General features: G+C 71.2%; 28 protein-coding genes and 1 pseudogene. 21 read left to right on the top strand and 8 right to left on the bottom strand.

The genetic code is table 11. The features are described 5' to 3' along the window. Nucleotides 1-79: 79 nt before the first annotated feature. Nucleotides 80-1,531 carry an MFS transporter gene (locus ACFWBW_RS18615; RefSeq protein ID WP_385373817.1) on the bottom strand — a complete coding sequence of 484 codons (1,452 nt, stop codon included), beginning with the start codon at nt 1,529-1,531 and terminating at the stop codon, nt 80-82. 141 nt (nt 1,532-1,672) lie between these two features. Between ACFWBW_RS18615 and ACFWBW_RS18610 the strand changes: the two genes are divergently transcribed. Continuing rightward, entirely contained in the window at nt 1,673-2,584 is a 912-nt protein-coding gene (locus ACFWBW_RS18610) for a LysR family transcriptional regulator (RefSeq protein WP_385373700.1), read from the top strand. Between the two features lie 12 nt (nt 2,585-2,596). Here ACFWBW_RS18610 and ACFWBW_RS18605 read toward each other — a convergent pair whose 3' ends face one another. Further along, nucleotides 2,597-2,902, bottom strand: coding sequence for a PLD nuclease N-terminal domain-containing protein (locus ACFWBW_RS18605; RefSeq protein ID WP_385373698.1), 306 nt, complete (start codon nt 2,900-2,902; stop codon nt 2,597-2,599). A 117-nt stretch (nt 2,903-3,019) separates the two neighbouring features. On the opposite strand from ACFWBW_RS18605, the gene ACFWBW_RS18600 reads away from it, so the two are divergent. The 4 genes from ACFWBW_RS18600 to ACFWBW_RS18585 all read left to right on the top strand — a co-directional run bounded on the left by ACFWBW_RS18600 (nt 3,020) and on the right by ACFWBW_RS18585 (nt 6,524). Continuing rightward, a complete protein-coding gene (locus tag ACFWBW_RS18600) occupies nt 3,020-4,477 on the top strand; it encodes a menaquinone biosynthesis decarboxylase (RefSeq protein WP_243340066.1) in 1,458 nt (485 codons plus the stop codon). Next, the gene (locus ACFWBW_RS18595; protein ID WP_385373696.1) at nt 4,474-4,941 is read left to right on the top strand and encodes a hypothetical protein; all 468 of its coding nucleotides are present in this window, start codon (nt 4,474-4,476) and stop codon (nt 4,939-4,941) included. The genes ACFWBW_RS18600 and ACFWBW_RS18595 overlap by 4 nt, the downstream gene beginning before the upstream one ends. After that, nucleotides 4,938-5,861 (top strand): menaquinone biosynthesis prenyltransferase MqnP, encoded by a 924-nt coding sequence (gene mqnP / locus ACFWBW_RS18590; RefSeq protein ID WP_385373694.1) that lies wholly within the window; start codon nt 4,938-4,940, stop codon nt 5,859-5,861. Before ACFWBW_RS18595 ends, mqnP begins: the two co-directional genes overlap by 4 nt. Before the next feature lie 78 nt (nt 5,862-5,939). After that, the gene (locus ACFWBW_RS18585) at nt 5,940-6,524 is read left to right on the top strand and encodes a Uma2 family endonuclease (RefSeq protein WP_385373692.1); all 585 of its coding nucleotides are present in this window, start codon (nt 5,940-5,942) and stop codon (nt 6,522-6,524) included. On the opposite strand, the gene ACFWBW_RS18580 is transcribed toward ACFWBW_RS18585, so the two are convergent. Further along, complete coding sequence (locus ACFWBW_RS18580; protein WP_385373690.1) at nt 6,521-7,156, bottom strand: rhomboid family intramembrane serine protease; 636 nt, start codon at nt 7,154-7,156, stop codon at nt 6,521-6,523. The two genes, ACFWBW_RS18585 and ACFWBW_RS18580, sit on opposite strands and share 4 nt — an antisense overlap. 86 nt (nt 7,157-7,242) lie before the next feature. Between ACFWBW_RS18580 and ACFWBW_RS18575 the strand changes: the two genes are divergently transcribed. Further along, the gene (locus ACFWBW_RS18575) at nt 7,243-7,929 is read left to right on the top strand and encodes a UbiX family flavin prenyltransferase (protein ID WP_385373688.1); all 687 of its coding nucleotides are present in this window, start codon (nt 7,243-7,245) and stop codon (nt 7,927-7,929) included. Here the strand turns inward: ACFWBW_RS18575 and ACFWBW_RS18570 are convergent. After that, nucleotides 7,926-8,060, bottom strand: coding sequence for a hypothetical protein (locus tag ACFWBW_RS18570; RefSeq protein ID WP_275431884.1), 135 nt, complete (start codon nt 8,058-8,060; stop codon nt 7,926-7,928). The genes ACFWBW_RS18575 and ACFWBW_RS18570 overlap by 4 nt on opposite strands. A 131-nt stretch (nt 8,061-8,191) precedes the next feature. On the opposite strand from ACFWBW_RS18570, the gene ACFWBW_RS18565 reads away from it, so the two are divergent. The 6 genes from ACFWBW_RS18565 to ACFWBW_RS18540 all read left to right on the top strand — a co-directional run bounded on the left by ACFWBW_RS18565 (nt 8,192) and on the right by ACFWBW_RS18540 (nt 12,983). Next, entirely contained in the window at nt 8,192-8,647 is a 456-nt protein-coding gene (locus ACFWBW_RS18565; RefSeq protein WP_385373815.1) for an Lrp/AsnC family transcriptional regulator, read from the top strand. 96 nt (nt 8,648-8,743) lie between these two features. After that, the gene (gene mqnE, locus ACFWBW_RS18560) at nt 8,744-9,907 is read left to right on the top strand and encodes an aminofutalosine synthase MqnE (protein ID WP_327254377.1); all 1,164 of its coding nucleotides are present in this window, start codon (nt 8,744-8,746) and stop codon (nt 9,905-9,907) included. A 98-nt stretch (nt 9,908-10,005) separates the two neighbouring features. Further along, entirely contained in the window at nt 10,006-10,530 is a 525-nt protein-coding gene (locus ACFWBW_RS18555) for a GNAT family N-acetyltransferase (protein WP_385373685.1), read from the top strand. A 373-nt stretch (nt 10,531-10,903) separates the two neighbouring features. Beyond that, nucleotides 10,904-11,179, top strand: a complete 276-nt coding sequence (locus tag ACFWBW_RS18550) for a DUF4229 domain-containing protein (RefSeq protein ID WP_385373813.1) — start codon at nt 10,904-10,906, stop codon at nt 11,177-11,179. 189 nt (nt 11,180-11,368) lie between these two features. Continuing rightward, on the top strand, nt 11,369-11,476 hold the full coding sequence (locus tag ACFWBW_RS18545) for a putative leader peptide (protein WP_356510414.1): 108 nt from the start codon (nt 11,369-11,371) through the stop codon (nt 11,474-11,476). A gap of 133 nt (nt 11,477-11,609) precedes the next feature. Next, nucleotides 11,610-12,983: a dicarboxylate/amino acid:cation symporter gene (locus ACFWBW_RS18540; RefSeq protein ID WP_385373683.1), complete on the top strand. Its 1,374-nt coding sequence runs from the start codon at nt 11,610-11,612 to the stop codon at nt 12,981-12,983. Between the two features lie 58 nt (nt 12,984-13,041). Here the strand turns inward: ACFWBW_RS18540 and ACFWBW_RS18535 are convergent, their stop codons facing one another. Together ACFWBW_RS18535 and ACFWBW_RS18530 are read right to left on the bottom strand one after the other, a co-directional pair. Then, nucleotides 13,042-13,620 carry an O-methyltransferase gene (locus ACFWBW_RS18535; protein WP_385373681.1) on the bottom strand — a complete coding sequence of 193 codons (579 nt, stop codon included), beginning with the start codon at nt 13,618-13,620 and terminating at the stop codon, nt 13,042-13,044. A 235-nt stretch (nt 13,621-13,855) separates the two neighbouring features. Continuing rightward, on the bottom strand, nt 13,856-14,737 hold the full coding sequence (locus tag ACFWBW_RS18530) for a hypothetical protein (protein WP_385373679.1): 882 nt from the start codon (nt 14,735-14,737) through the stop codon (nt 13,856-13,858). Nucleotides 14,738-14,990: 253 nt separating this feature from the next. On the opposite strand from ACFWBW_RS18530, the gene ACFWBW_RS18525 reads away from it, so the two are divergent. Continuing rightward, nucleotides 14,991-15,134: a hypothetical protein gene (locus ACFWBW_RS18525; protein WP_385373677.1), complete on the top strand. Its 144-nt coding sequence runs from the start codon at nt 14,991-14,993 to the stop codon at nt 15,132-15,134. A 45-nt stretch (nt 15,135-15,179) separates the two neighbouring features. Here the strand turns inward: ACFWBW_RS18525 and ACFWBW_RS18520 are convergent. Further along, nucleotides 15,180-15,614, bottom strand: a pseudogene (locus ACFWBW_RS18520) (DUF664 domain-containing protein); the annotation flags it as partial. 148 nt (nt 15,615-15,762) lie between these two features. Between ACFWBW_RS18520 and ACFWBW_RS18515 the strand changes: the two are divergent. The 4 genes from ACFWBW_RS18515 (at nt 15,763) to ACFWBW_RS18500 (ending at nt 22,378) form a co-directional block, all read left to right on the top strand. Then, nucleotides 15,763-17,661, top strand: a complete 1,899-nt coding sequence (locus tag ACFWBW_RS18515) for an AMP-dependent synthetase/ligase (protein WP_385373675.1) — start codon at nt 15,763-15,765, stop codon at nt 17,659-17,661. 126 nt (nt 17,662-17,787) lie between these two features. After that, nucleotides 17,788-18,684, top strand: a complete 897-nt coding sequence (locus ACFWBW_RS18510; RefSeq protein ID WP_385373673.1) for a GyrI-like domain-containing protein — start codon at nt 17,788-17,790, stop codon at nt 18,682-18,684. A 241-nt stretch (nt 18,685-18,925) separates the two neighbouring features. Next, the gene (locus ACFWBW_RS18505; protein WP_385373671.1) at nt 18,926-20,647 is read left to right on the top strand and encodes an alpha/beta fold hydrolase; all 1,722 of its coding nucleotides are present in this window, start codon (nt 18,926-18,928) and stop codon (nt 20,645-20,647) included. A gap of 57 nt (nt 20,648-20,704) precedes the next feature. After that, complete coding sequence (locus tag ACFWBW_RS18500) at nt 20,705-22,378, top strand: hypothetical protein (protein ID WP_385373669.1); 1,674 nt, start codon at nt 20,705-20,707, stop codon at nt 22,376-22,378. A gap of 92 nt (nt 22,379-22,470) precedes the next feature. Here ACFWBW_RS18500 and ACFWBW_RS18495 read toward each other — a convergent pair whose 3' ends face one another. After that, the gene (locus ACFWBW_RS18495; RefSeq protein WP_385373667.1) at nt 22,471-23,670 is read right to left on the bottom strand and encodes a lipase family protein; all 1,200 of its coding nucleotides are present in this window, start codon (nt 23,668-23,670) and stop codon (nt 22,471-22,473) included. Nucleotides 23,671-23,813: 143 nt separating this feature from the next. Here ACFWBW_RS18495 and ACFWBW_RS18490 point away from each other — a divergent pair, with 143 nt between their 5' ends. The 4 genes from ACFWBW_RS18490 (at nt 23,814) to ACFWBW_RS18475 (ending at nt 25,964) form a co-directional block, all read left to right on the top strand. Further along, complete coding sequence (locus ACFWBW_RS18490; protein ID WP_385373665.1) at nt 23,814-24,131, top strand: hypothetical protein; 318 nt, start codon at nt 23,814-23,816, stop codon at nt 24,129-24,131. A gap of 119 nt (nt 24,132-24,250) precedes the next feature. Further along, entirely contained in the window at nt 24,251-24,952 is a 702-nt protein-coding gene (locus ACFWBW_RS18485) for a DUF6232 family protein (RefSeq protein ID WP_385373811.1), read from the top strand. Between the two features lie 92 nt (nt 24,953-25,044). Further along, complete coding sequence (locus ACFWBW_RS18480) at nt 25,045-25,593, top strand: DUF6232 family protein (protein WP_385373663.1); 549 nt, start codon at nt 25,045-25,047, stop codon at nt 25,591-25,593. Further along, nucleotides 25,590-25,964, top strand: a complete 375-nt coding sequence (locus ACFWBW_RS18475) for a hypothetical protein (protein WP_385373661.1) — start codon at nt 25,590-25,592, stop codon at nt 25,962-25,964. Before ACFWBW_RS18480 ends, ACFWBW_RS18475 begins: the two co-directional genes overlap by 4 nt. The last annotated feature ends 55 nt before the right edge of the window (nt 25,965-26,019 follow it).

Below are 26,019 nucleotides of genomic sequence, written 5' to 3'. Positions count from 1 at the left end.
CGGAACGCGGAAAGGGGCCGGGGGCCGAAAGGCCGCCCGGCCCCTTTCCGCGTTCCCGTCACCAGGCGAGGCCGTGGTGCTACCCGCGGACGTCCTGCGCCACGTGCACGCCCTGGCCGACACCGAGGTGTACGTCGCCAGGCGTGCCGACGGCCTCGTCTGCGTACCCGGCACCGAGGGCACCCGCCCCCTGCCCTGGGCGGTGTGAGCCCCGCCGGAGCCCCGGCAGGCTGACGGCCGCGGCGACCAGGACGGCCGCGAAGGGGACGAGCAGCGCCGCCCGGTACCCGTCCAGGGGCTCGGCGGCGCCGGCCGCCACCCCCGTCACCCCGGCCAGCCCGAGCGCCGCGCCGAACTGGAACGCCGTGTACAGCAGACCGCCCGCCAGGCCCTGCTCCTCCTCCGCGACCCCCTCGGTGGCGACGATGGTCAGCGGCCCGTAGACCAGGGCGAAGGCCAGGCCGAGCAGGATCAGGCTCGGCAGCATCAGCAGGTAGGACCAGTCGGCGCCCAGCGGCAGGAACAGCCCGTACGCCAGCGCCGCCAGCAGCAGGCCGCCGAAGATCAGCCGGCCGTTCCCGTACCGCGTCACCAGCTTCGGCACCACGGTCGGCGAGAGGACCGCGTCGATCCCGATCACCAGCATCGCCAGGCTGGTCTGCAGGGTGGACCAGCCGCGCACCTCCTGGAGGTAGAGCACCACCAGGAACTGGAAGCCGAAGAACGCGGCGGAGAACAGCAGCGCCGCCGCGTTGGCCCGCAGCAGCCCGGGCGAGCGCAGGACGCCGAGCCGGACCAGGGGCTCGGCCGTGCGCCGCTCGACGAGGGCGAACGCCACGAGCAGCGCCAGCCCCGCCACCGCGGGCAGCGCCGCGAGCTCCTCCACACCGAGGACGAGCAGCACGACACCCGCGGTCACGAGCACCCCGCCCCACACGTCGATCCGGCCCCGGCGCCCGGCCGGCAGCTCCTTCGGAGCCTTGGGTACGAAGGCCAGCGCGCCCGCCAGGATCAGCGCGGCCAGCGCCACGGGAGCGAAGAACACCCAGCGCCAGCCCACCGAGGCGAGCAGCCCGCCCGCGACCAGCCCGACGGAGAACCCGGCGGCCGCCGTGCCCGAGTACACGAGCAGCGCCTTCTCCCGCTGGGGCCCCTCGTCGAAACCGGTGGTGATGATGGAGAGGCCCGCCGGGGTCATGAACGCGGCGGCGACCCCGGTCACGAAGCGGGCGGCGATCAGCTGCCAGCCCTCGGTGGCGAGCCCGCCGAGCCCGGAGAAGAGCAGGAACACCGTCAGCCAGCCGATGAACATCCGGCGGCGGCCGAAGAGGTCGGCCGCGCGGCCGCCGAGCAGCATGAAGCCGCCGTAGCCGAGCACGTAGGCGCTCATCACCCACTGGAGCGTGCCGGTTTCGAGGCCGAGGTCGGCGCGGATCGAGGGCAGGGCCACGTTCAGCATCGCGACGTCGATGCCTTCGAGGAAGATGGCGCCGCACAGGACGAGCAGGACGCCGAGCCGGCGCCCGCGGATGGAATCGATGGAGTTCACGGAGAGACCTCGCAGGATCGAGGGAAGGGTGAGGAGAGGGAAGAGCGGAAAGTTGCCGGCTCAACAACCCTCGCCCGCCGCCCGCGGGGGAACAACGGCGAAACTCTCAACGTTCGTTCAGCCATGCTTACCGATCGCGATGAGCTGGACTGCTTCCTGATCCTGGCCGAGGAGCTGCACTTCGGCCGCACCGCCGAGCGCATGCTGCTCTCCCGGGCCCGCGTCAGCCAGCTCGTGCAGCGCCTCGAACGGCGCGTCGGCGCCCGGCTCTTCCTGCGCACCAGCCGCAGCGTCGCCCTCACCTCGCTCGGCGCCCAGCTCCGCGCCGACCTGGAACCCCACCACCGCGGCATCGCCGCCGCCCTGGACCGGGCCGCGGCGACGGCCCGCGCCACGGACGGGGTGCTGCACGTCGGCTTCACCACCCCGCCCGCGGGCGAACTCGTCCTGCGCGCCGCGCAGGCCCTGCGCACCACGCACCCCGGCATCACCGTCGAGGTGTGCGAGGTGCCGCTCTCCGACCCGTACGGTCAACTGCGCGGCGGGGCCTTCGACGTGGCCTTCGCCGAGTTCCCGGTCCGCGAACCCGACCTGGGGGAGGGGCCGGCGCTGATCACGGAGGCGCGGGCGCTGGCCGTGGCCGCCGGGCATCCGCTGGCCGCGCGGGACTCCGTGACGCTGGAGGAACTGGCGGGGGTCGCGCTGCTGTCCGTCGCCGGGGGCCTGCCCGCGTACCTGCGCGAGCACCACGCCCCGGCGCGCACCCCGGGCGGGCGGCCGATCCGGCGCGGCCCGGAGGTGACGAACCTGCAGGAGGCGCTGATGCTGGTCGCGGCCGGCCAGGGCGCCCTGCTGACCTCGGCCCACGCCGCGGCCTACCACGCCCGCCCCGGCGTCACCCACGTACCGGTGACCGACGCCGACCCGGTCGGGTACGGGCTGGTCTGGCGCGCGGGCGAGGACACCGGCGCCGTACGGGCCTTCGCGCAGGCGGCGGGGCGGGCGGCGAAGGCCCGCCCCCACGCGCCGGGCTGAGGCGGCCCGGCCCTACTCCTTGTCCTTGTCCTTGTCCGTCTCGTCCCGCTCCTCGCGCAGGGACTTCAGGAACTCCGGGTTGTCGTCGGGCGCCACCCACGTGCGGCGGCCCGGGCGCGGCCGGCCGGCGCCGCCGGGCACCCGCTTCTTGCCCGCGAAGAGCCACACGATCGGACCGACGAGCGAGAAGAGCAGGATGATCAGGACCCAGACGACCTTCGGAAGGTGCTTGACCTCTTCTTCCGGCGTGTTCAGGCAGTCGATGAAGGTGTAGATGGTCAGCGCGATGATCAGCAGGAACGGCAGATAGCGCAGCACGGTGTGGGACCGACCCCCAGAAGAACGGTGCGGGCCGGGCAGGCCCGCCGTGGACTCTTCCAGGGTAGAGGCCCCGCCGCGCTTCGGGCTCTGAGCGGGGATGCCACAATTGCCCGCATGGCTTACGACGATCTCCGCTCGCTGCTCCGGGCCCTCGAGCGGGAGGGCGACCTCAAGCGCATCAAGGCCGAAGTGGACCCGTACCTAGAGGTCGGGGAGATCGTCGACAGAGTGAACAAGGCGGGCGGACCCGCGCTGCTCTTCGAGAACGTCAAGGGCTCGGCGATGCCGCTGGCCATGAACGTCTTCGGCACCGACCGGCGACTGCTGAAGGCCCTCGGGCTGAAGTCGTACGCCGAGATCAGCGAGAAGATCGGCGGCCTGCTCAAGCCGGAGCTGCCCCAGGGCTTCATCGGCGTCCGCGAGGCCTTCGGCAAGCTCGGCTCGATGGTGCACGTGCCGCCGAAGAAGGTGAAGGGCGATTCCGCGCCCGTCCAGGAGGTCGTCCTCACCGGCGACGACGTGGACCTGGACCAGCTGCCGGCCCTCTTCACCTGGCCCAAGGACGGCGGGTCCTTCTTCAACCTCGGGCTCACGCACACCAAGCACCCGGAGACGGGCGTGCGCAACCTCGGCCTGTACCGCCTCCAGCGCCACGACAAGCGCACCATCGGCATGCACTGGCAGATCCACAAGGACAGCCGCAACCACTACGCGGTGGCCGCGGCGCGCGGTGAGCGGCTGCCGGTCGCGATCGCCTTCGGCTGCCCGCCGGCCGTGACGTACGCGTCGACCGCGCCGCTGCCGGGCGACATCGACGAGTACCTCTTCGCAGGGTTCGTGGCGGGCAAGCGGATCGAGATGGTGGACTGCAAGACGGTCCCGCTCCAGGTCCCGGCCAACGCCGAGGTGGTCATCGAGGGCTGGCTGGAGCCCGGGGAGACGCTCCCCGAGGGCCCCTTCGGCGACCACACCGGCTTCTACACCCCGCAGGAGCCGTTCCCCGCGCTGACGATCGACTGCGTGACGATGCGCAAGCGTCCGCTGATCCAGTCGATCGTGGTCGGCCGGCCGCCGACGGAGGACGGCCCGCTGGGCCGTGCGACGGAACGCTTCTTCCTCCCGCTCCTCAAGATCATCGTCCCGGACATCGTGGACTACCACCTCCCCGAGTCGGGCGGCTTCCACAACTGCGCGATCGTCTCGATCGACAAGAAGTACCCCAAGCACGCGCAGAAGGTCATGCACGCCATCTGGGGCGCGCACATGATGTCGCTGACCAAGCTGATCATCGTGGTGGACAAGGACTGCGACGTCCACGACCTCCACGAGGTCTCCTGGCGGGCGCTCGGCAATACGGACTACGCCCGCGACCTCACCGTCGTGGAAGGCCCGGTGGACCACCTGGACCACGCCTCCTACCAGCAGTTCTGGGGCGGCAAGGCCGGCATCGACGCCACGAAGAAGCTGCCGACGGAGGGCTACACCCGCGACGGCGGCTGGCCTGACATGGTCGAGTCCGACCCCGCGACCGCGGCCCTGGTCGACAGCCGCTGGAAGGAGTACGGACTGTGAGTCCTGTAGCCATGGGTGGCCCCGCCCTCTTCATCGGCACCGACACGGTCTACGTGGCCCTGGTGCGCCCGGAACTCGACCCGGCCGACCCGGGCGTCCGCGAGGCCGCCGCGGAGGCCGGCGTGACGCCGGAGGAGTTCGCGGGCCCCGGCAACGTCTGGGCACTGATGCTCGACGAGGACGGCGAGGGCGACGGCTTCGAGCTGCCCGGCGCGCGGGACATCGAGGCGGACGACTTCGCGGAGCAGCTCCAGCGAGCCCTGGTCGCGGGCGAGCCGTTCACCGCCGAGGCCGGGAACTTCCTGCGCCTGGAGGCGCGCCCGTCTCCCACCACCTGGCAGCTGACCGCCCACGTCACCCCGCCCGAGGGGCACGACGCGGGCCCGTGGACCCTGGAGCTCGGCACGCTCCCCACGGCGGACCTGCTGGCCGACCTCGAAGACTTCCGGAGAACCCTCGTATGACATCCGCAGCCGAAGGGGTCCTCGGATCCGGGCCCGCGCCGCAGGCCACCGGCAAGGTCAAGGCCTTCCTGCGGCTCGTGATGATCGAGCACTCGGTCTTCGCGCTGCCCTTCGCCTACATCGCCGCACTGACCGCCATGTTCACGCTCGACGAGCGGATGCACTGGGGCGAGCTGCTGCTCGTCACCATCTGCATGGTGGGGCTGCGGACCTTCGCGATGGCCGCCAACCGGATCATCGACCGGGAGATCGACGCGCGGAACCCGCGGACCGCCGGGCGCGAGCTGGTGACCGGCGCCGTCTCGGTCCGCTCCGCCTGGACCGGGGCCGGGATCGCCCTGGCCGTCTTCCTCGGGTCGGCGGCGCTGCTGAACCCGCTCTGCCTGATGCTGGCGCCGGTCGCCGTGGTGCCGATGGTGGTGTACCCGTACGGGAAGCGGTTCACGAACTTCCCGCACGCCATCCTCGGCATCGCCCAGGCGATGGGCCCGGTCGGGGCCTGGATCGCGATCACCGGCGAGTGGTCCTGGGACGCGGTGATCCTCGGCCTCGCGGTGGGCGTGTGGATCGGCGGCTTCGACCTGATCTTCGCCTGCCAGGACGTGGCGGCGGACCGCGCGGAGGGCGTCAAGTCCGTCCCGGCCCGCTACGGCATCCCGGCCGCCCTGTGGGGCGCGCGCGGCGCGCACGTCGTCACCACGGGCCTGCTGGCCTGGTACGCGGTGGCGACCGGCGCGGGCTGGCTGTTCTGGCTCGGCCTGCTGATCGTCGTGGCCGCCTTCGTCTACGAGCACACCATCGTCACCCCGCACGACCTGTCCCGCCTGAACCGCGCCTTCTTCACGGTGAACGGTTTCATCGGCATGGCCCTGTTCGTGTGCGCGCTGGCGGACCTGGTGGTGCGGGGGCTGTCGCTGTAGCTCGATCGTGTGTGCCCTGCGGGATCCGGCGGTTCGCGACCTGCCCGGGTGGCTAGCGTGCGGCATACCATCGAGTGCATGGACAGGGAGGCCGACGTGACCGTCTCGGAGACCGAGCGCCTGCACTCACAGCTCAGCCGGTTCGAGGACATGTTCCCCGGTTACCGGATGGAGATTGTCGAGGGCGCCATCGTGATGAGTCCGCTGAAGCCGCACCACGCCAGGACCATCCGGTTGCTGTGGAACACGCTGGAAGCCCAGCTGTCGTCTGAGTGGGGTTTCATCAGCGATGTCGCCGTTCCCTTCGACGGCGACAACGAGTTCTGCCCGGACCTCGCGGTCGTCCCGGAGGCGGAGGCCGACCGGAATCTCAGCGCCTACCCTCCTGACCTCGTGGAGCTCGTCATCGAGGTCGTCTCACCGAGCAGCGTGCGCAACGACTACGAGGTCAAGGACCGGGCCTACGCCCGGCGCGGCATCCCGCACTACCTGATCTTCGACCCGTACAAGGCGCAGTGCACCACCCTGTGGAACCCCGGGCCCGAGGGCTACCGGGGTCGCGACGTGATTCCGTACGGGGAGACGGTCACCGTGGAGACCGGTATCGGGAAGGTCGCCGTGGACACGGCCGGCCTCCCCGTGGACCCTGGCGCCGCAGCCTAGACCGCCGCAACCTCAGGCCGGGGCCGGGCCGCCAAAGCCACCGCCGCGCCGGCCAGGAGGCCGAAGAGGTGGGCCTGCCAGCTGACCATCGAGTCCGTCGGGAGGGCTCCGGCCAGGAAGGTCGTGCCCCAGACGGCGGCGATGACGACGGCGACCGCCACGCCCAGGGGGCTGCGCTCCACGAAGCCGCGGACCAGCAGGTAGCCGAAGAGGCCGAAGATCAGGCCCGAGGCGCCCGCCGTGATGCTGTGGGGCGGGGAGATCAGCCAGACCGCGAAGCCGTCGGCCAGCACGATGGCCGCGCTGACGGCCAGGAAGCGGCCGATGCCGCTCAGCGCGGTGACGAAGCCGAGGACCAGCAGCGGGACGCTGTTGGAGGCCACGTGGTCGAAGCCGAAGTGCAGGAAGGGCGCCAGGGGTATCGCGCTCAGGCCGTCGGCCTCCCGCGCGGTGATCCCGTACGCGTCGAGCGCGTGGCCCGCGGCGTAGTCGACGGCCTCGATCAGCCACAGCAGCGCCACCCAGCCCACCATCAGCTTCGCGGCGGCCACGGCCCGGCCGGTCCTGCCGGTCCGGCTCCAGGCGAACGATCCCGTACCGCCCGGGTGTGTACTGCTTCCGCTTCCGCTCATGACTACCCCTCCCGCCGTGTCCACCCCTTGAACGTGCGGACACCTTAGCCAGTGCCCCCCGGCGGTGGCCGGATAGTCTCGGAGGTATGACTGAGGGCAAGCGCACCCCGTGGGTGGTCGGGGTTTCCGGGGCGTCCGGGACGCCGTACGCGGCCGCCGTGATCCGCGGGCTGCTGGCGGCGGGCGAGGGCGTGGACCTGGTGGTGAGCCGGGCGTCCAGGCTGACCCTGCTGGACGAGACCGGGATCGCCTTCCGCGACGCGCACTGGCGGGACGATCTGGGGGAGTGGCTGGAGCGGGGGGCCGACGGCAAGCCCGCGACCTTCGCGCGCCCCGACCTGGACGGCGTGCGCTACTGGCCCGCGGGCGACTTGGCGGCCGGACCGAGCAGCGGCTCGTACCCGGTGAAGGGGATGCTGATCGTGCCCGCGTCCACGGCCTGTGTGGCCGGGGTGGCGCTCGGGCTGTCGAAGGACCTGCTCCAGCGGGTCGCGAGCGTGACGCTCAAGGAGCGGCGCCGGCTGGTGGTGACGGTACGGGAGACCCCGCTGAGCGGGCAGACGCTGAAGCATCTGGTGAGCCTGGACGAGGCGGGCGCAGTGGTGCTGCCCGCCTCTCCGGCGTTCTACGCGGGTGCGACGCACATCCAGGATCTGGTGGACTTCGTCGCGGGGCGGGTGCTCGACGCGGCAGGGGTGCCGCACGGGCTGTACCGCCGGTGGGAAGGGGAGCTCGGTGGCTCGCGCTCCCGGGAGGCAAGCGGTGGGGCTTAGCGCTTCTTGGCGCGCCCCGGCTTACGGGTCTTGTCGACGCGGTGTGCGGCGGCGGGCTGGTCGGTGCGGGATCGGTTGGCCAGCTCCTGGAGCTGTCGCATGTGCGCGTAGGCCATCTCGATCGTGTACACGGTGAACCACTCCTGAAGATTGAACAGATCATCTTTGATCTGTTGAAAGATTCACAGGGTGTCGACCCTGTGTGCCTTGGATTCTATACGTAAACTTGAGGGATCGCCGAATAATGGAAGGCTTCAGGTATATGGACGCGGTGGACAAGCAGCTCATCCAGGCACTTCGTGAGAACGGACGTGCCTCGTACGCCGAGCTGGGCCGGCTCGTGGGCCTCTCCGGCCCCAGCGTCACCGACCGGATCAACCGGCTGGAGAGCGCCGGAGTCATCACCGGCTACCGCGCGACCGTGGACGCGGCCTCGCTCGGCCTCGGAGTCACGGCACTGATCGGCATCTCGCTGTCCGACGCCGCGGACCACGAGGACGTGGCCCGCCGGCTGCGCGACCTCTCGGAGATCGAGGACTGCTGGTTCATCGCCGGCGACGACTCGTACATGCTCAAGGTTCGGGTCGGCGACGTGGACGGGCTGGAGAAGATCATCCGCAAGCTCTCCGGCACCAAGGGTGTCTCGCGCACCCGTACGACGATCGTGCTCTCCACCAAGTGGGAGAACCGGGTCGGGGGCCTGCCGGAGGAGGTCTGAGGGCGCTGAGAGTACGGTTGGGGCGCGGTTGCGGGGCACACGTACCGCGCCGCGGATCGCGCGGGACGGATACGAGGACAGATGGAGAGGACCGGCATGGACGCTGGGCTCAAGCGTGAGCTGGAGGACAAGGTTCGCTCCGGCGAGCGGCTGACCCGTGAGGACGGCATCGCCCTCTACGAGTCGGACGACCTGGCCTGGCTCGGCGGCCTCGCCCACGAGGTGCGCACGCGCAAGAACGGCGACGTCGTCCACTTCAACGTCAACCGCCACCTCAACATGACCAACGTGTGCACGGCCTCGTGCGCGTACTGCTCGTTCCAGCGCAAGCCGGGCGAGAAGGACGCGTACACGATGCGCATCGAGGAAGCCGTTCGCCTGGCCAAGAGCATGGAGAACGAGAGCCTCACCGAGCTGCACATCGTCAACGGGCTGCACCCCAGCCTGCCGTGGCGGTACTACCCGCGCTCGCTCTCCGCGCTGAAGGAGGCGCTGCCGAACGTCTCGCTGAAGGCGTTCACGGCGACCGAGATCCACCACTTCGAGACGATCTCCGGCATGTCGGCCTCCGACATCCTGGACGAGCTGATCGAGGCCGGTCTGGAGTCCCTCACCGGCGGCGGTGCGGAGATCTTCGACTGGGAGGTCCGCCAGCACATCGTCGACCACCGCACCCACTGGGAAGACTGGTCGCGCATCCACCGCCTCGCGCACTCCAAGGGCCTCAAGACCCCGGCGACGATGCTCTACGGGCACATCGAGGAGCCGCGCCACCGCGTGGACCACGTGCTCCGGCTGCGCGAACTGCAGGACGAGACCGGCGGTTTCCAGGTCTTCATCCCGCTGCGCTACCAGCACGACTTCGTGGACATGAAGGACGGCAAGGTACGCAACAAGCTCCAGGCGCGCACGACGATGGCGACGGGCGCCGAGGCGCTGAAGACCTTCGCGGTCTCCCGCCTGCTCTTCGACAACGTCCCGCACGTGAAGGTCTTCTGGGTGATGCACGGCGTGCAGACGGCGCAGCTCGCCCTCCAGCACGGCGCGGACGACATGGACGGCTCCGTCGTCGAGTACAAGATCACGCATGACGCGGACAACTACGGCACCCCGAACAAGCTGGGCCGCGAGGACCTGCTGGAACTGATCCGCGAGGCGGGCTTCCGCCCGGTCGAGCGCAACACGCGCTACGAGATCATCCGCGAGTACCCCGGCCCGGACGCGGAGCTCCGCGAGACGCCGCAGGCGATGCGGGTCTGACGCCCCGCCCGCTGTTGTGACGCCTTGGGCCCCGGTCCTCCCCATGGGATGGCAGGGGCCCTTTGCGCACCCCGGTGCGTAATAGCTAATCTAGCTCCATGACCCTTACTTTCACCCTCGACCCGGTCGTCGACCCCGCCCTGGCCGAAGACTTCGCCGCGCTCTGGACCGACGTGTCCAATGCCGGCGGGGCGGTGGGCTTCGTACCGCCCGTCGCCGTCGAGGACATTCGCCCCGACGTGGACAAGCACCTCGCCGCGGCCGCCGAGGGCCGCAGCCGCCTGCTCGTCGGGCGCGACGCCGCCGGGCGGGTGCGCGCCACCGCCGTCATCGCCCCCAACGAGCACCGGCTGCAGAAGCACTGGGCCTGGGTCTACACCGTCATGGTCGACCCCGCCCTCCAGGGGCACGGCGCCGGCCGCGCGCTGATGGACGCCGTCGCGGACGCCGCCCGCACGATGGAGGGCATCGAGGCGATCCGCCTCGGCTGCCGGGGCGGGCTGGGCCTGGAGCACTTCTACGCCGCCTGCGGCTACAAGGAGGTAGGCCGGGTGCCCGACGCCGTCCGCGTGGCCCCGGGCGACGACCGCGACGACATCACGATGCTTCTGCCGCTGCATTAGGTGGTTCGCACGGGAGTCGGGACGATCTTGGCTGCTATACCCTGCGCCTGATCTGTTCGAACAGTCCGGCGCAACGGGGCCACCGGATCGCCGGATCGCTCGCAAGGACGGCCGCGCCTGGCTGAACCGGGGCAACGGCAAGGGCGGCTTCGACAACAGGTCGCAGGTCGGCAAGGCCACGAACTGGTCGTACGTCCGCATCTCCTAGCGGCGAGGGTCCGGGGGCCGGCTTCGCGGTCCCGCCGAAGCCCCCCGGCGCCCTTGGCCGTAGCCCGGGCGTGCTTCACTGGACGGGCACGTACCGCTGTAGGACGACGAGAGAGAAGGGGTCACCGTGTCCCTCAAGCCGAGCGCGACGATCCGTTACACCGCGATGCGCCTGGGGATCTTCGTCGGGTGCCTCGTCCTCGTCGCAGGTCTGGTCCGGCTGGGCTGGGTGCCCTCCGGTCTCGGTGACGCCAACCCCGCCTGGGTCGTGCTGCTCGCCCTCGTGCTCTCCGCCCCGCTCTCCTTCATCCTGCTGCGCAAGCAGCGCGACGAGATGTCCGCGGTCATCGCCGGACGCGTCGCGGGCGCGAAGGACAAGCTCGCCGCGAACCGCAGCCAGGAGGACGACGCGGTCGAAGAGGCCGCGCGCGCCGGCCAGTAGGACCGGACCAGTTAGCTTCATCACACACCGAAATGCCTCGGCTCCGGGTTCGCCACCCGTGACGCCGGGGCTTTCGGCGTTCTACGGGGAGTTGGCGGATTTCGCCGGGGCCCGGGGCCCGCTTCCGGCGGCCGCCGACCCAAAGGGAGACTTTGAGATTCCCAAAGGTGAAGTGTTAGCGTGTACAACATGTTGACGACAGCAGCGCACCAGACGATCACGAGCGTTCCGCTCGTGGCGCGCCTGCACGTCGACCTCTGCCGCCGCGCGTCCGCGGCCTGTTGCTGTTGTCGCTGAGTCCCGCGACCAGTTCCGCGACCAGCTCTGGCACAGCAGCGGTCCCGCCCGCCCGGCTCTTCGCTTTTCCGGGTGCTGCCGCACCGCACCACCACCCCACCGCAGAAACCGCAGAACCACCCGGAGAGTGTCCGTGTCCGCGTCACCGCAGACCCCTGCCGCCGAGGCCCCCGCCCCGGCGAAGAAGTCCTCCTTCTCGTTCCCCTTCTGGGCCCAGATCGTCACCGGCCTCGTGCTCGGCGTGCTGCTCGGCTGGCTCTCCCGCAGCCAGGAGATCAGCTGGCTCGGTACGACCCTGGAGCAGATAGGCGACATATTCGTCCAGCTCCTGAAGCTGGCCGTCGCCCCGCTCGTCTTCTTCGCCATCCTGGTGTCGATCACCAACCTCCGGAAGGTGAACAACGCCGCGCGGCTCGCCTCGCGCACGCTGCTCTGGTTCATGATCACGTCGCTGATCGCGGTGGCCATCGGCCTCGCCATCGGCTTGCTCACCAACCCGGGCTCCGGCACCGGCCTCACCCCGCAGGACGGCAAGCTGCCGAAGCGCGAAGGTTCCTGGCTGGACTTCCTGACCGGCATCGTGCCGACCGACATCATCACGCCGTTCACCGAGCTGAACGTCCTGCAGATCGTCTTCCTCGCCGCCGTCGCCGGCATCGCCGCCCTCCAGCTCGGCGCCAAGGCCCAGCCGGTGCTCAGCCTCGCCGAGTCCGTGCTGGAGCTGCTCCAGAAGGCCCTGTGGTGGGTCATCCGCCTCGCCCCGATCGGCACCGTCGGTCTCATCGGCACCGCGATCGCCACGTACGGCTGGGACCTGCTCGGCAAGTACGCCACCTTCACGGTGGACGTGTACGTCGGCTCCGCGCTCGTGATGTTCGGCGTCTACCCGCTGCTCCTGTGGACCGTCGCCAAGGTCAACCCGCTCCAGTTCTTCAAGGGCGCCTGGCCGGCCATCCAGCTGGCCTTCGTCTCCCGCTCCTCGGTCGGCACCATGCCGGTCACCCAGAAGGTCACCGAGCGCCTCGGCGTCCCGAAGGAGTACGCCTCCTTCGCCGTCCCGTTCGGCGCCACCACGAAGATGGACGGCTGCGCCGCGATCTACCCGGCGCTCGCCGCGATCTTCATCGCGGAGATCTTCGGTGTGCAGCTCGGCATCACCGACTACCTCCTCATCGCCTTCGTCTCGGTCATCGGCTCCGCCGCGACGGCCGGCCTGACGGGCGCCACGGTCATGCTGACCCTGACCCTGTCCACGCTGGGCCTCCCGCTGGAGGGCGTGGGCCTGCTGATGGCGATCGACCCGATCCTGGACATGATGCGCACCGCCACGAACGTGGCCGGGCAGGCGCTGGTCCCGGTCATCGTCGCGGCCCGCGAGGGAATCCTGGACAAGGCGGCCTACGCGACCGCCTCCTCCTCCCTCCTGGACGACCCGGCCCCGGCCGGGGGCCAGGCCGAGTCCGACGCCACGGACACCGACCCGGCGAAGGTGCTCGTCACCGCCTGAGCCCCGCCGCCCAACCGCCGCAGCCCCCGCCCCCGTCCGGGCGGGGGCTGCGGTCTTGTCAGGACGCCCGTACCGCCATCAGCAGTCCGCTCGCCCAGGCCAGGCGCACGCACCGGAAGTCCTCGCGGGCGGCCAGCTCGGCCAGGAGGCGTTCGACGGAGGCCTGGTGATCCTGCGGCCACCCGGGCTGGGGGAGGAGGTCGTCGATCAGGTAGGTCCCGCCGGGAGCCACCAGTTCCAGGGCCCGGTCGAGGTGCGTGAACTTGCCCGGCCAGGTGTCCGCGAAGACGAGGTCGAAGGGCGCCCCGTCGAAGTCCTCCAGCCACCTGCCGCCGTCCCCGGCCACGAAGGTCACCCGCGGGTCGGTGCCCAGCTGTTCCCGGGCGATGGCCTGGACGGTGGCGTCGAGCTCGACGGTGGTCAGGCGGGAGGCCGGGTCCATGCCGCTGAGGAGCCAGGCGGCGCCCTCGCCCGCACCGGTGCCGAGTTCAAGGATCCGGCCCCCGGGCCGACCGGCGGCGAGCGCCGCCAGGAGGCTGCCCGTACGGTCCTCGCAGGACAGGGTGAAGCCCGCGGCGGCCGCCTTGGCGCGCAACACGGGCAGGTCGGAGGGGAGTTGGTGCGGAGTATCGTCCATGCGGAGATCATCCGAGGGCCGTGGCCCCCGGGCAAGGCGATTCCCGGCGCAGCCGCCGATGGCGACCGTGGCCCGAACCGGCGCCGGTCCGCGTGCTCCCGCTGCCAGTGGGCGCGGGAAGAATGGGCCGCACGACCGCAGCCGCTCGAGGAACTGCTGCGGGACGCCGCGTACGTGACCGGAGAGGTCCGGGCGGAGCCGTAGCCGACCGGATGGGTACCCGGTCGGCCGATGGTCAGGCGTTGTTCCAGACCGGGGCGGTCTGGCGGGCGAAGCCGTAGACGAAGTTGGAGATGGTGCCGTTCGCGTTCAGGACGATGATGGTGTTGTTGTCCTGGAGGATGACGGACTTGCCCTTGGCGTAGTAGGTCCAGTTGCTCCAGCTGCCGTGCGAGGTCATCTGGACGCCGTACAGGCCGTCCTTCTTGACCAGGCGTACCTTGGTGCCGCCGGCGACCTTGTAGACGCCGAGCTTGGGGGAGACGGTGGTGGCGCCGGTCCAGCTGTGGATCTCGCCGTCGATGGTGAGGCGGACGTAGCGCTGGCCGACCTTGCGGACGTCCTGGTAGGCGGTGGCCGCCGGGTGCAGGAAGCCGACGCGCTTGCCGTTCTCGATGATGTGCGAGCTGAACTTCTGCGGGCCGGCCTTGTAGGTCTTGACGGTCAGGCCGCCGAACGTCGTGGTGGAGTAGAGGCTGCCGGCGGTGTTGCACTCCTTGGGCAGCTTCGGGAACGCGGTGGCGGTCCACGGGGAGCTGCCGCCCTGGGTGCGCTGCTTGAAGACGGGCGCGGTGGAGAGCACGCCGTCGATCTTCAGGCCGCTGGACAGGTCCACGGGCTTGGACTGGTCGACCGTGGCCAGGACCTTGCCGTTCTCGTCGCGCAGCTGGGCCTTGGCGCCGGTGTGGGCGCTGTTGGTCAGCTTGACGGTCAGGCCGTCGAAGAGGGACGGGATGATCTGGCTCTTGATGCAGTTCTCGGCGACGACCAGGTTGCGGTCGGGGGAGGTCTGCTGGGCCGGGGCCGGGGAAGAGGCCGCGAACGCCGCGGCGGGGGCGGCGATCACCGCGCCGATGAGGGCGAGGGCGGTGGTGGTGGCGCGGAGGGCGGTACGCATGACGACTCCTTGGAGCATGGCTGTGAGTGAAGGAGAGCCGTATGCCGTGGTCTCTTCCGGTGGAGGCCGTTGAGTTCGGGCTGTTGGCTGCAGACAGAAAATTAGTGATCTTGTGTGTGCGGAATAGTCCAGTCCGCGTCACAGGCGTGTGACAGACGATCGGGCGCGGTGCGAGGACCCTGCGCGCGCGGCCCGGGGGCGAGCTGTTCGAGCCGGATAGGCTGCCCCCGAAGTCGGGGACGGGGGAGTCGTGTTGGATCGGCGCAAGTGGATCGTGGCGGCGGCGGGGATGGCCGTTCTGCCCATCTGGTGGGTCCTGCGGCAGGGGGGCCACTGGGATGACTTCGACCGCCGCAGCGACACCGTCCGCTTCTGGGCGCTCAACCCGTACGGCTGAGGCTGGACCCGTTGGACCCGTTGGACCCGTTGGACCCGGGCCTCCTCAGGCCTCCCGGGCCGCCTGGTCCAGTCGGGCGTGGTGGGCCTGCCACCAGGCCGGGTCGGTTTGGGGGAGGCCGGGGTTGGTCGGCTGCATGCCTGTGGTGCCGTCCAGGAGTTCGCGGAGGATGTCGGCGTGGCCGGCGTGCCGGTGGGTGTCTGAGGCGACGCGGATCACGGCGTGGTGGAGGGTCACCTCGTTGTCGCCCTTCGGCCACCACGGGACCGTGCCGATCGTGTCCAGGGGGAGGGCTTCGAGCGTCGCGTCCGCGTGCGCCCACGCGCGGTGGTAGAGGCCGATGACGTCCGCGCGCGACTGGTCCGGGGTGGCCCACATGTCCGCGTTGGGTTCGGCGTCCTCCGCGACCCAGGGGAGGGCTTCGCCGGAGGGGCGGGCGAAGGTGTCGCCGAGGTAGCCCAGCTCCGTGGTGGCCACGTGCACCGGGGGCGGAGCCGTGAGCATGGGGTGGGGGTGCGGGTGGCGTGGCGTGGAGCATCGGTGAAAAGGCGGGCACAGGGGTGTTCAGGGTGGTTACCGCTAAGTAAATTACCGGCGGTAACACTCCGTCCTGCCAGGGAGGCACGCCGTGACCGCCGAATCGAGCCTGGTGAGGGTCGTCAAGCCAGTCCAGCCGCTCAAGCCCGTCGAGCCCGTCAAGACCGTGATCGAGGGCCGGGTCCGCGAGGTGTGGGTGCCCCCGCTCGCCCCCGTGCCGGTCCACGGGTCCCTCGGGGACATCCCCTTCGACAATGCGCGGGAGGCGCCGAGGGAGCCCGTACTCGCCCGCAAGGAGCGGGACGGGACCTGGCGGGACGTCACCGCCGCCGAGTTCGCCGCGGAGGTGCTCGCCGTCGCGAAGGGGCTGATCGCCGAAGGCCTGCGCCCCGGCGACCGGCTGGCCATCATGGCGAGGACCACCTACGAGTGGACCCTGCTGGACTTCGCGGGCTGGGCGGCCGGGCTGATCACCGTACCGGTCTACCCGACCTCCTCCGCGATCCAGGCGCGCTGGATCATCCAGGACTCGGGCGCCGTGGCCTGCGCCGTGGAGGACACCGTGCAGGCGCGGATCATCAGCTCGGAGCGGGCCAACCTGCCCTGGCTGCGCCACCTCTGGGAGTTCGACACGGGCGCCGTGGCCCGGCTGGTCAAGGCCGGGGAGCAGGTGCCCGACGAGGTCGTTGCGGCCCGGCGGGCCGGATGCGCGCCGGAGTCCGTCGCGACGCTGATCTACACCTCCGGGACGACCGGACAGCCCAAGGGGTGCGTGCTGACGCACGCCAACTTCTTCGCCGAGGTGGACAATTCGGTGGAGCTGCTGCACCCCGTCTTCAAGTCGGTCAGCAAGGACCCGGCCTCGACCCTGCTCTTCCTGCCGCTGTCGCACGTCTTCGGACGGATGGTGGCCGTCGGGTGCATGCGGGCGCGGGTGAAGCTGGGCCACGCGCCGAGCATCAGCAGCGAGGACCTCCTGGCCGACCTGGCCGGCTTCCGGCCGACGTTCCTGCTGGCGATCCCGTACGTCCTGGAGAAGGTCTACAACACCGCGCGCGCGACGGCCGAGAAGATGGGCCGGGCCTCCTCCTTCGACCGGGCGGCTCGGATCGCGCGCCGCCTCGGCGAGGTCGCGGTCGTGGAGGGCAAGCGGCCGGGGCTGGGCCTGCGGATGGGCCGGGCCCTGTACGAACCGCTCGTGTACCGGCGGATCCGGGCCGCACTGGGCGGGCGCGTCCGGTACATCCTCAGCGGCGGCTCCCCGCTCGGCCGGCGCCTCGCCGCCTTCTACACGGGCGCGGGCATCGAGGTCTTCGAGGGCTACGGGCTCACGGAGACGACCGCGGCCGCGACCGTCACCCCGCCGCTGCGGCCCCGGCTGGGCACGGTGGGGTGGCCGCTGCCGGGGACGGCCGTACGGATCGCGGACGACGGGGAGGTGCTGCTGCGGGGCCCGCACGTGTTCGCGGGGTACTGGAACAGCGGCATCGCGGTCGGCGGGGAACAGTGGCTGTACACGGGGGACATCGGGGAGCTCGACGCCGACGGATACCTGACGATCACCGGGCGGAAGAAGGACGTGATCATCACCTCGGGCGGCAAGAACGTGGCCCCGGCGCCCCTGGAGGACTGGCTGCGCGCCCATCCGCTGGTCGGCCAGTGCATCGTGGTCGGCGACAACCGGCCCTACGTCACCGCGCTGATCACCCTGGAACCGGAAGGGCTCCAGCACTGGCGGCAGATGCACAAGAAGGTGGGCGTGCCGATCAGGGAGCTGGTCGCGGACGAGGACCTGCGGGCGGACCTCCAGCGGGCGGTCGACGAGGCGAACCGGCTGGTGTCCCGGGCGGAGTCGATCCGCCGGTTCACGGTACTGGCGGGGGACTTCACCGAGGAGCGGGGGCACCTGACGCCCTCGCTGAAGCTGAAGCGGGGCGTGATCGTGCGGGACTACGCGCGGGAGATCGACGCGCTGTACCGGTCCTCCTGAGGGCCGACGGGGCCCGACCCCGCCGCGTGGGCTCCGCGTCCGCTCCGGCGGATGACCGGATCGGATCGCGGCGATCGGGTCCGGCCGGGGCGGCTCCGGGCAGGGTGGACACCGAAAGGAGGCCTCGTGATCTCGGCACTCAACCGGCTGGTCGACCTCGTGGAGGAGCTCCTCGTCGTGGAGCACCCCGACGCGGAGCACCCCGGGGAGCTCGACGTCCGCGGACTGGCCGGGGGGCTCGGCACGACCGAGTACCACCTGCGCCGCATGTTCTCCTCGCTGACCGGCATGCCGCTGTCGGAGTACGTGCGCCGGCGCCGCATGACCGTGGCCGCCGCCGACGTGGTCCGGGGCGAGGACGATCTGCTGAGCATCGCCGTCCGGCACGGATACGGCTCGACGGAGGCGTTTGGACGGGCGTTCCGCGCCGTCCACGGCGCCGGGCTCAGCGACGTGCGCCGGGACGGAGGCCCCCTGCGCACACAACCCCGGCTCAGGATCCGCCTGACCGTCGAAGGGAGCATCCCCATGGACACCCGCCTCGTCGACCGCCCCGCGTTCCGGCTCGTCGGACACGCGGCCCGCGTTCCGCTCGTCCACCAGGGCGTCAACCCGCACATCCAGCAGCACATCACCGCACTGCCGTACACCGAGCACCTCCGGCTGAAGGAGCTCGGCGATACCGAGCCGCCGGGCCTGCTGCAGGTCTCCGACGACGTCGACCCCGACGCCACGGAGGGGAGCGAACTGACGTACCTGCACGGAGTCGCCGTCTCCCGGTCCACACCCGCCCCCGACGACCTCGACGCCATCGAGGTGCCGGCCGGCAGGTGGGCGGTCTTCCGCACCGCCGGGCCGCATCCGCAGGCCCTGCAGACGGTCTGGGCCGCGACCGCGACAGAGTGGTTCCCCTCCAACCCGTGGCGCCTGCGGCCCGGCCCCTCGATCGTCGCGGTCCTCGACCGGGCGGACGACTTCAGCACCGCGACCTGCGAGCTGTGGCTGCCCGTCGAACCCGCGTGACGGCTCGCGCACGCGATCGGGGCGACAGGGGCTCCTTCCGGGCGCCGTCACCCGCGCGGCCCCCTGGGCGACCGCCGCTCGCGGCCGGGGCGCGCCGCCCCGCCGGCCCGGCCCCGCAAGGACCGTCGGTGACAGGACCGGGCCCGCGCCGCCCCGACCGCTCCGCAGCGGCCGGGGCGGCGTCGGCGGGGTCTGCTTATCGTGAGCCGACCGGTCCGGGGGGTCGCCCGAGGAGGGTGCAGTGCACCGTGCCCGTTCCCGTGCCCGTTCCCGCTGCCGTTCCCGTGTCGGCTGCGGCCCCCGCTCGCTGTCCCGGGCTCGTACCCGGATAGGCGCCGGGGTCGTAGGAACCGCTCTGGCCGGGGCGCTGCTCGCCGCCGTGCCCGGAGCCGTGCCGGCAACCCCGGCGCCCGCCGCCGTGGCGATCCAGTGGGGCGCGTGCCCCGAGAAGCCCGTGCCCGCGGGCATGCGGTGCGGCACCCTCACCGTGCCGCTCGACTACGAGGCCAAGGGGCAGGCCGAGGCCAAAGCCAAGGGCCAGGCCCAGGCCAAGGACAAGGGCCAGGCCCAGGCCAAGGACAAGGACAAGGGCCAGGCCCAGGCCAAGGACAAGGGCCGAGCCAAGTCCAAGGGCCAAGGCCAGGCGACGGTCAGGATCGCCGTCGCCACGCTTCCCGCCACCGGGCCCGCCCGCAAGCGGATCGGCTCCCTCGTGCTGAACTTCGGCGGTCCCGGCGCCCCCGGAGTCTCCACCCTCGCCGCCGACCCCCATGCCTTCGCGGAGCTCAACAAGCGCTACGACCTCGTCGCCTTCGACCCCCGCGGCGTCGGCCACAGCGCCCCCGTCACCTGCGGAGGGGGAGCCCCGGAGGCGGGCGCGGCCCCCGACGGGCCCGCCGCCCAGCTCGCCGACCTGCGCGCCGTCGCCAAGCGCTGCGCGCTGGACTCCGGCCCGGTGCTCCCGTACATCGGCACCGTCAGCGTGGCCCGCGACATGGACTTGCTGCGCCGGGCCCTCGGGGAGGACAAGCTCGACTTCCTCGGCTTCTCCTACGGCACGCGCCTCGGTGCGGTCTACGCCGCGCTGTTCCCGCGCCGCACCGGCCGGATGGTCCTCGACGGGGTCGACACCCTCACCGAGCCGCTCGGCGAGCAGGCCCTGCTGTCGGCGGTCGGCCAGCAGCGGGCGCTCGACAACTTCCTCGTCTGGTGCGCCCACCAGCAGGGCTGTGTCTACGGTACGAACACCCGTACCGCCAGGGAGAAGGTCCAGGCCCTCGTCGCCCGTCTGGACGCGGAGCCGCTGACCGGCGGGGGCGGGCTGCGCTTCACCGGGCAGGACCTGGCCGACGCCATCGGTGCCGCCCTGTACTCGCAGAAGTCCTGGCCCGACCTCGCGGACGCGCTCGCACTGGTCGAGCGCGGCGGCGACCCCGTGGGGCTGATGCAGCTCGGCGGCCCGGACGAGCCGCCTCCGCCCAGGGAGGAGGCCGCCGGCGCCGTCGCCGTGCCCGCCGACAACGCCACTTCCGCGCTCGTCGCCGTGAACTGCGCCGACGACCCGGACCGGGGCGACGCCAAGGACTCCCCGGCGGCCGTCGCGCGGGAGCTGGCAGAGCTCCAGCCGGTCTTCCTCGCCGCCTCGCCGATCTTCGGGCCGCGCCAGCTGATGACGGTACTGGCCTGCTACGGGCGCCCCGCCGGCACCGATTTCATCCGCGGGATCGACCGCCCGGCCGGCATTCCGCGCATCCTGCTCGTCGGCACGCGCGGGGACCCGGCCACCCCGTACGAGTGGACGGAGGAGACGGCGAAGCGGCTCGGCAACACCGTGGTCCTGGACTACAAGGGCGACGGCCACACCGGGTACGTCGCCTCGCGCTGCGTGCAGGGGTACGTGGACCACTTCCTGATCGACGGCCGGCTGCCCTCCGGGACCCGCTCCTGCCCCGCCGAGGAGTGAGGGCGCGGACCATGCGGCCGGGCATGTGCCATGGCCGGCCCGCAAGTTCGTGGCACCGTGCGTACAACCAGAGTGCCGGCCGAGGAGTCACACCAGGAGATCACCGCTGTCTTCCTGGGGGACGTCTTGAAGAGATTCACCTCGGCGGCGCTCGTCGCCGCCACCGCCGTTCTCGGCACCCTGCTCGCATCCGGAACCGCGCAGGCCGCGGATCCCGTCGGCACCCTCCACGCCGCTGCGGGTCCTGACGGCATCCTGGTCGTGGCCGATGAGCCCATGCCCGGCCTCGTCGCCCACCTTCGCAAGAAGGGCAGCGAGACCCGGATCCGGACCGTCAAGGACTTCGTGTACACGGAGGGGTGCCGGTCCTGCGATGTGTCGTACAAGTCCGATGCGTTGAGATTCGCCGACCTGGGCCTCTACACCGTGGACGTCGAGTACAAGGGCACCCAGGGCGAGCGGATCCTCCGCAAGGCCGTGGCGGAACTCGACTACCGCGCGCTCGCCGACTTCGAGAACCAGACCACGTCCAAGACGATCTCCCTCGACAGCCTGGACACCACCGTCTCCGCCGACCTGATCGCTCGCGATCCCCGTGACGGGAAGGTCACCCCGCTCGCCGGCAGGAAGGTGATCGTTACCCTCGAAGGCCAGTCCAAGACGGTGTCCACCGACGCCGCCGGACACCTTTCCGTGCCGGTGAACTTCAAGGGTACGGAGCAATCGGCCTGGATCTGGCTTGAGTTCGCCTCCACCGAACACGGCAGCGACGCGCAGGAGGCCGGCCCCAGGGTCGAGCGCCAGCCGGTGAACATCACCCTGGACGAAGGCTCCCGGTCGGTGACGGCCCCGTACGGCAACTACGCCACGGTCAGCGGAACCATCACGCGCACCGCCGCGGACGGCACGCGCAAGCCGATCGCCACGCCGATGCGGCTGGTGATCGACAACCGCTCGCTGTTCGCGTTCGCGAGCGATGCCACGGGTCGGTTCACCAAGGCCGGGAAGGTCCTGAAGTCCTCGACCTGGAGCGTCGCCGCCGGCTACAACCAGCAGTGGTACGACTACCGCACGTACGTCGAACTCGGTGCCACGGTGACGGCGGGTACCGCCTTCGACCCCGTCGCCCTGAGCGTGGACAGGGACCGCAAGGTGTCCGGGCAGGCATTTCTCGCCCAGCACGCCACCTCGGCGGCCCCGGGCCCCGCCAAGGTCGAAGTCCAGTACTCGGCCGACGGCCGCACCGGCTGGTCCACCCGCAAGACCGTGGACACCGTCATCAACAAGTACTTCAGCCTGCCCGCGCTGGAGAACGCGCCGGTCGACGGCTACTGGCGACTGCGGTACGCGGGCACGCCCGAGCTCCACGGGTCGACCTCGAAGCCCGTCCGTCTGACCAGGACCGTGACCGCCGTCGCGGACTTCAACGCGAAGCCCGAGCCGGTCCGCAAGGGCCAGTACCTCACGCTCACCGGCGCGCTCAAGCAGCGGGCCGCGTCCGCCACGACCTGGCGGCCGTACGCGGCCAAGACCGTGCGCTTCTACTTCAAGCCCGCCGGGACCGGCACCTCCTACGCCTACATGGGTTCGACCACGTCCGCCGCCGACGGCTCCTTCACCCGGAGGTTCACCGCCAAGCAGGACGGCACCTGGCAGGCCCGGTTCCACGACGACGGCACCACGCACTTCGCGAGCAGCAGCAGTGGGGACTACGTCGACGTCACCGGCTGACGGGAAGGCGAGAAGGCGAGAAGGCGAGAAGGCGAGAAGGCGAGACGGCCCGGCTGCCATGGCAGCCGGGCCGTCCGCTGGTGTGCGGCGGGTCAGCAGTTGGGGCGCGGAGTGCGGCCCGCGAAGCGGTCGGCGAGCCAGTTGCCCGCCGCGAGGGACTGGGTGATGACGCCGCTGACGTGCTCGCCGATCCAGATGGTGTCGAACTCGAGGTTCGCGCCCCGTGCGCACCAGTCGGAGCGCAGCCGGCTGCCGACGGAGTACGGGATGAGCTCGTCGGCGAGCGCGTGGTACTGGAACACGGGCGCGGCCGGGGCGGTGCGGCCGAGCTTGCTCTGGTTCAGCCGGGCCTGCCAGTCCGGCTGCGCGAGCGGGTTGCGGGTGGTCAGGTCGGAGATCCGCTTGAAGGAGCCGGCGATGGCGTCGATGGCCACGCAGTTGTCCTTCATGGCGCCCACGAGGAGCTTCCCGGCCGGGTTGAGGTAGGAGTCGAGCTTCAGCTCCGGGAAGGCCGCGTCCTGGCCGGCGGCGGCCATGAAGATGAGGCCGGAGCCGTAGGAGCCGTCGTTGAAGTCGGCGACCTTCAGCAGATCGGCCGGGACTCCGCCCGTCGCGGTGCCCTTGACCCGCAACTCCGGTGCGTACGAGCCCTGCAGCTCGGCGGCCCAGCTGCTGGCCTGGCCGCCCTGGGAGTACCCGACGATGCCGACCGGGGTGTCCGCGGGCAGCCCGGCTTCGGGGAGCCGGATCGCGGCGCGGGCGGCGTCGAGCATCGCGTGGCCGGCGGAGGGGCCGACGGTGTACGTGTGGACGCCCGGGGTGCCGAGGCCCTCGTAGTCGGTGACGACCACGGCCCAGCCGCGCAGGGTGTACTGCTGGATGAGGTTGGCCTCCATGGCGGTGCCGTACGGGAGGTTGTTGCTCGGCGCGCAGGAGTCGCCCATGCCGACGGTCCCGACGGCGTAGGTGATCAGGGGACGCGGGCCGGTGCGGCCGTCCTGCGGGACGATGACGGTGCCGGAGACCACGTTCGGGGCTCCGTCGGCGGTCGTCGAGTTGTAGTGGATCTTCCAGGCCTTGGTGTTGGTGGGCTGGCCGGGCAGCGGGTGGAACGCGGAGGGCGCGCTGCTGACGATGTCGCCGGGCCGGGCGGCGGCCTCCGCGGCCTGGGGCCGGGCCTGGGCCTGGTCCTGAGGCTGGTCCTGAGGCTGGGCCTGGGCGGTGGTGGTGGGGATCGCGGCCGAGAGGGCCAGGGCGGCCACTGCGGCGAGTGCTGAGCTTCGGATGCGCATGGGGCGGCTCTCCCAAGGGTCCGGTGGGGGTGGTAGGTGAGGAGAAGGTAGTGACCGACCGGTAGGAACGTCGCTGACCGCACAGCTCAGCTTTCCTGGCCCGGTGCCGCAACCGCCTCGCCCGACCCGCCCACCTTGTCGGCGTGGCCGCGGGTGCGGTACGAACGCGCGACACTCGGGGAGTAATTCAGCCATGCGGACCAGCGGGCGCCGAGTGGACTGCCGACGGGAAGACCCGGACCGGCACGCTGTACACGTACGGGGATGTGTTCTACCCCGACAGCTCCGGCGAGGTGTATTTCAAGGCCGAGGGCCGTGTCCTGGGGGACCGGTTGTACGGCAGGCCCGTGCGGTGGATCACCGTGGTCCACCTGGCGGCGCCGGGTGTGGCCGCGCTCGGCGTGCTGGTCCTGCTCTCCGCCGTGCCGGCGGCCATGACCCCGGCCCGCAGGCGGCCCTGACGGCCCGGTGGCCCCGGCAGTCCCAGTGGCCCCAATAGCCAGTAAATACTTGCGAGTTGGCGAATTATTGATGCTCACATCGCGAGGGGTCCGGGTGCTTAATGGTTCTCCGCGTGGTCATGCAACTGCGCGGTCAACTGGGGGAGTTCATGGAATCCAACGGGGTCGCGGCACCGCCGCCGCCGCAACAGCCGCCATCACAGCCGCCCGTGCAGCCGCCTTCGCAGGCGCCGCCGCTGCCGCCCCTGCCGCCGGGCGCGGGGAAGTACGGCGTCGACCTGCGCATCAGTCGCAAGCTGTTGTGGGTGGGGCCGGCCGCCTACCCCTTGCACAACATCGTCCGGGTGCACACCTCGATCCTGTCGCCCGACCGGGCGAGGGCCGGTGTGCAGTTCCTGAAGTGGGGGGCCGCTCTGGTCGTGGTGCTGTACGTGCTGGTGGAGTTCGTCATCGACGAGCCGAGCTACTCGTACGACGGCTACGGCAACTACGAGGAGAGCACGAGCTCCCAGGAGGTGGTGTTGACCTTCGGGATCATCGCGGGGCTCTTCCTCCTGGCGCAGCTCATCTACAAGGCGACCAGGCCGGACCTGCACGTCCTGGCCGTGGAGACCGCCAGCGGGTCCATCGCGCTGGTGACGATGCGGGACAAGAGCCAGCTGGGCGTGGTCGTCCAGCACGTCGTCCACGCCATCGAGCACCCGGAGGCGGAGTTCTCCATCCGGATGGACCGGGTGGAGCTGAACCTGAAGAGCTACCACCTCGGCGACAGCGTGAACATCTACGGCGGGGTGGGCAACGCGGGCGTGGTGAAGACGTGACCGCGCCGCCGCCATCGCCATCGCCATCGCCTCCGTCGCCTCCGTCGCAGCCGCCACAGCCGCCCGAGTCGCTTCCGCCGACGCCGTTGTGGGTGCCGGCACCGACCCCGCCCCCGACGCCGGCCCAGCGGGAGGACTTCGAGGCGCTCGACATTGTGCTGCGGGTCAGCAACCGCCTGCTGTGGGTGGGTGAGGCGGTCTATCCGCTGCACAACATCGTCCGGGTGCAGACCTACGTACTCAGTCCCGACCGCAAGAAGGCCGTCGCCGACTACGCGCCGTGGATAGCCCTCCTGCTGGTGTTCTTCGCGGCGTCCGTCGCGGACGGCAACCCGCCGGGCGTGATCGCCACGATCGTGCCCGTGGGCATCCTCGTCATGTACCTCGTGCGCCGGCTGAACCGGCCGGACCTGTATGTCATGGGCGTGGAGACCGCCGGTGCACCCACCGCGGTCGTGACCCTCGCGGACCGCGCCGAGCTGCGCAGGCTGGTCGCGCGGATCGTGGACGCCATCGAGCATCCGGAGGCGGAGTTCTCCCTCTACGTGGCCCAGCCGACGGTGAACATCGGGCACTACGTCCACGTCGGGGACACCGCCAACATCAACGGCTCGGGAAACATCGGAGTGGTGAAGAAGTGACAACGGACAGCGGCAGCAGCAGCAGCTCGTACCACTACGGCGACAGCGTCACCGTGAACGGCTCGGGCAACATCGGCATCGTCAAGAACCAGTCCCCGACCATCGGCGGTCCGCAGGCGGCGCCCGCCACTCCCCAGGAAGCGATCCAGCAGTTGGAGAGGCTGCTGCTGGAACTCCGTGCCCAGGTCACGCCGGCCGGTGCGGGCACCATCGACACCAACCTGCCGGTGATCGTCTCCGCGGAGAGCGCCCCGGAGGCGCGGCACGGGGCGCTGATGGCCGTACTGGGCATCGCGACCCTCGCGGGTGAGGTCGGGCGGCCGATCATCGAGGCGGTGGGCCGGGTGCTGGAGCTGTTGGGATTGGCCTAGCCGAGGCCGGTGCCGAGGCCGGTGCCGAGGCCGGTGCCGGGGTAGGGACCGGCGC

This window comes from Streptomyces sp. NPDC059957, assembly GCF_042730015.1.
Lineage (GTDB): Bacteria > Actinomycetota > Actinomycetes > Streptomycetales > Streptomycetaceae > Streptomyces.
Note: the sequence above shows the minus strand (reverse complement) of the source record. Positions and strands in the feature narration are given on the sequence as shown.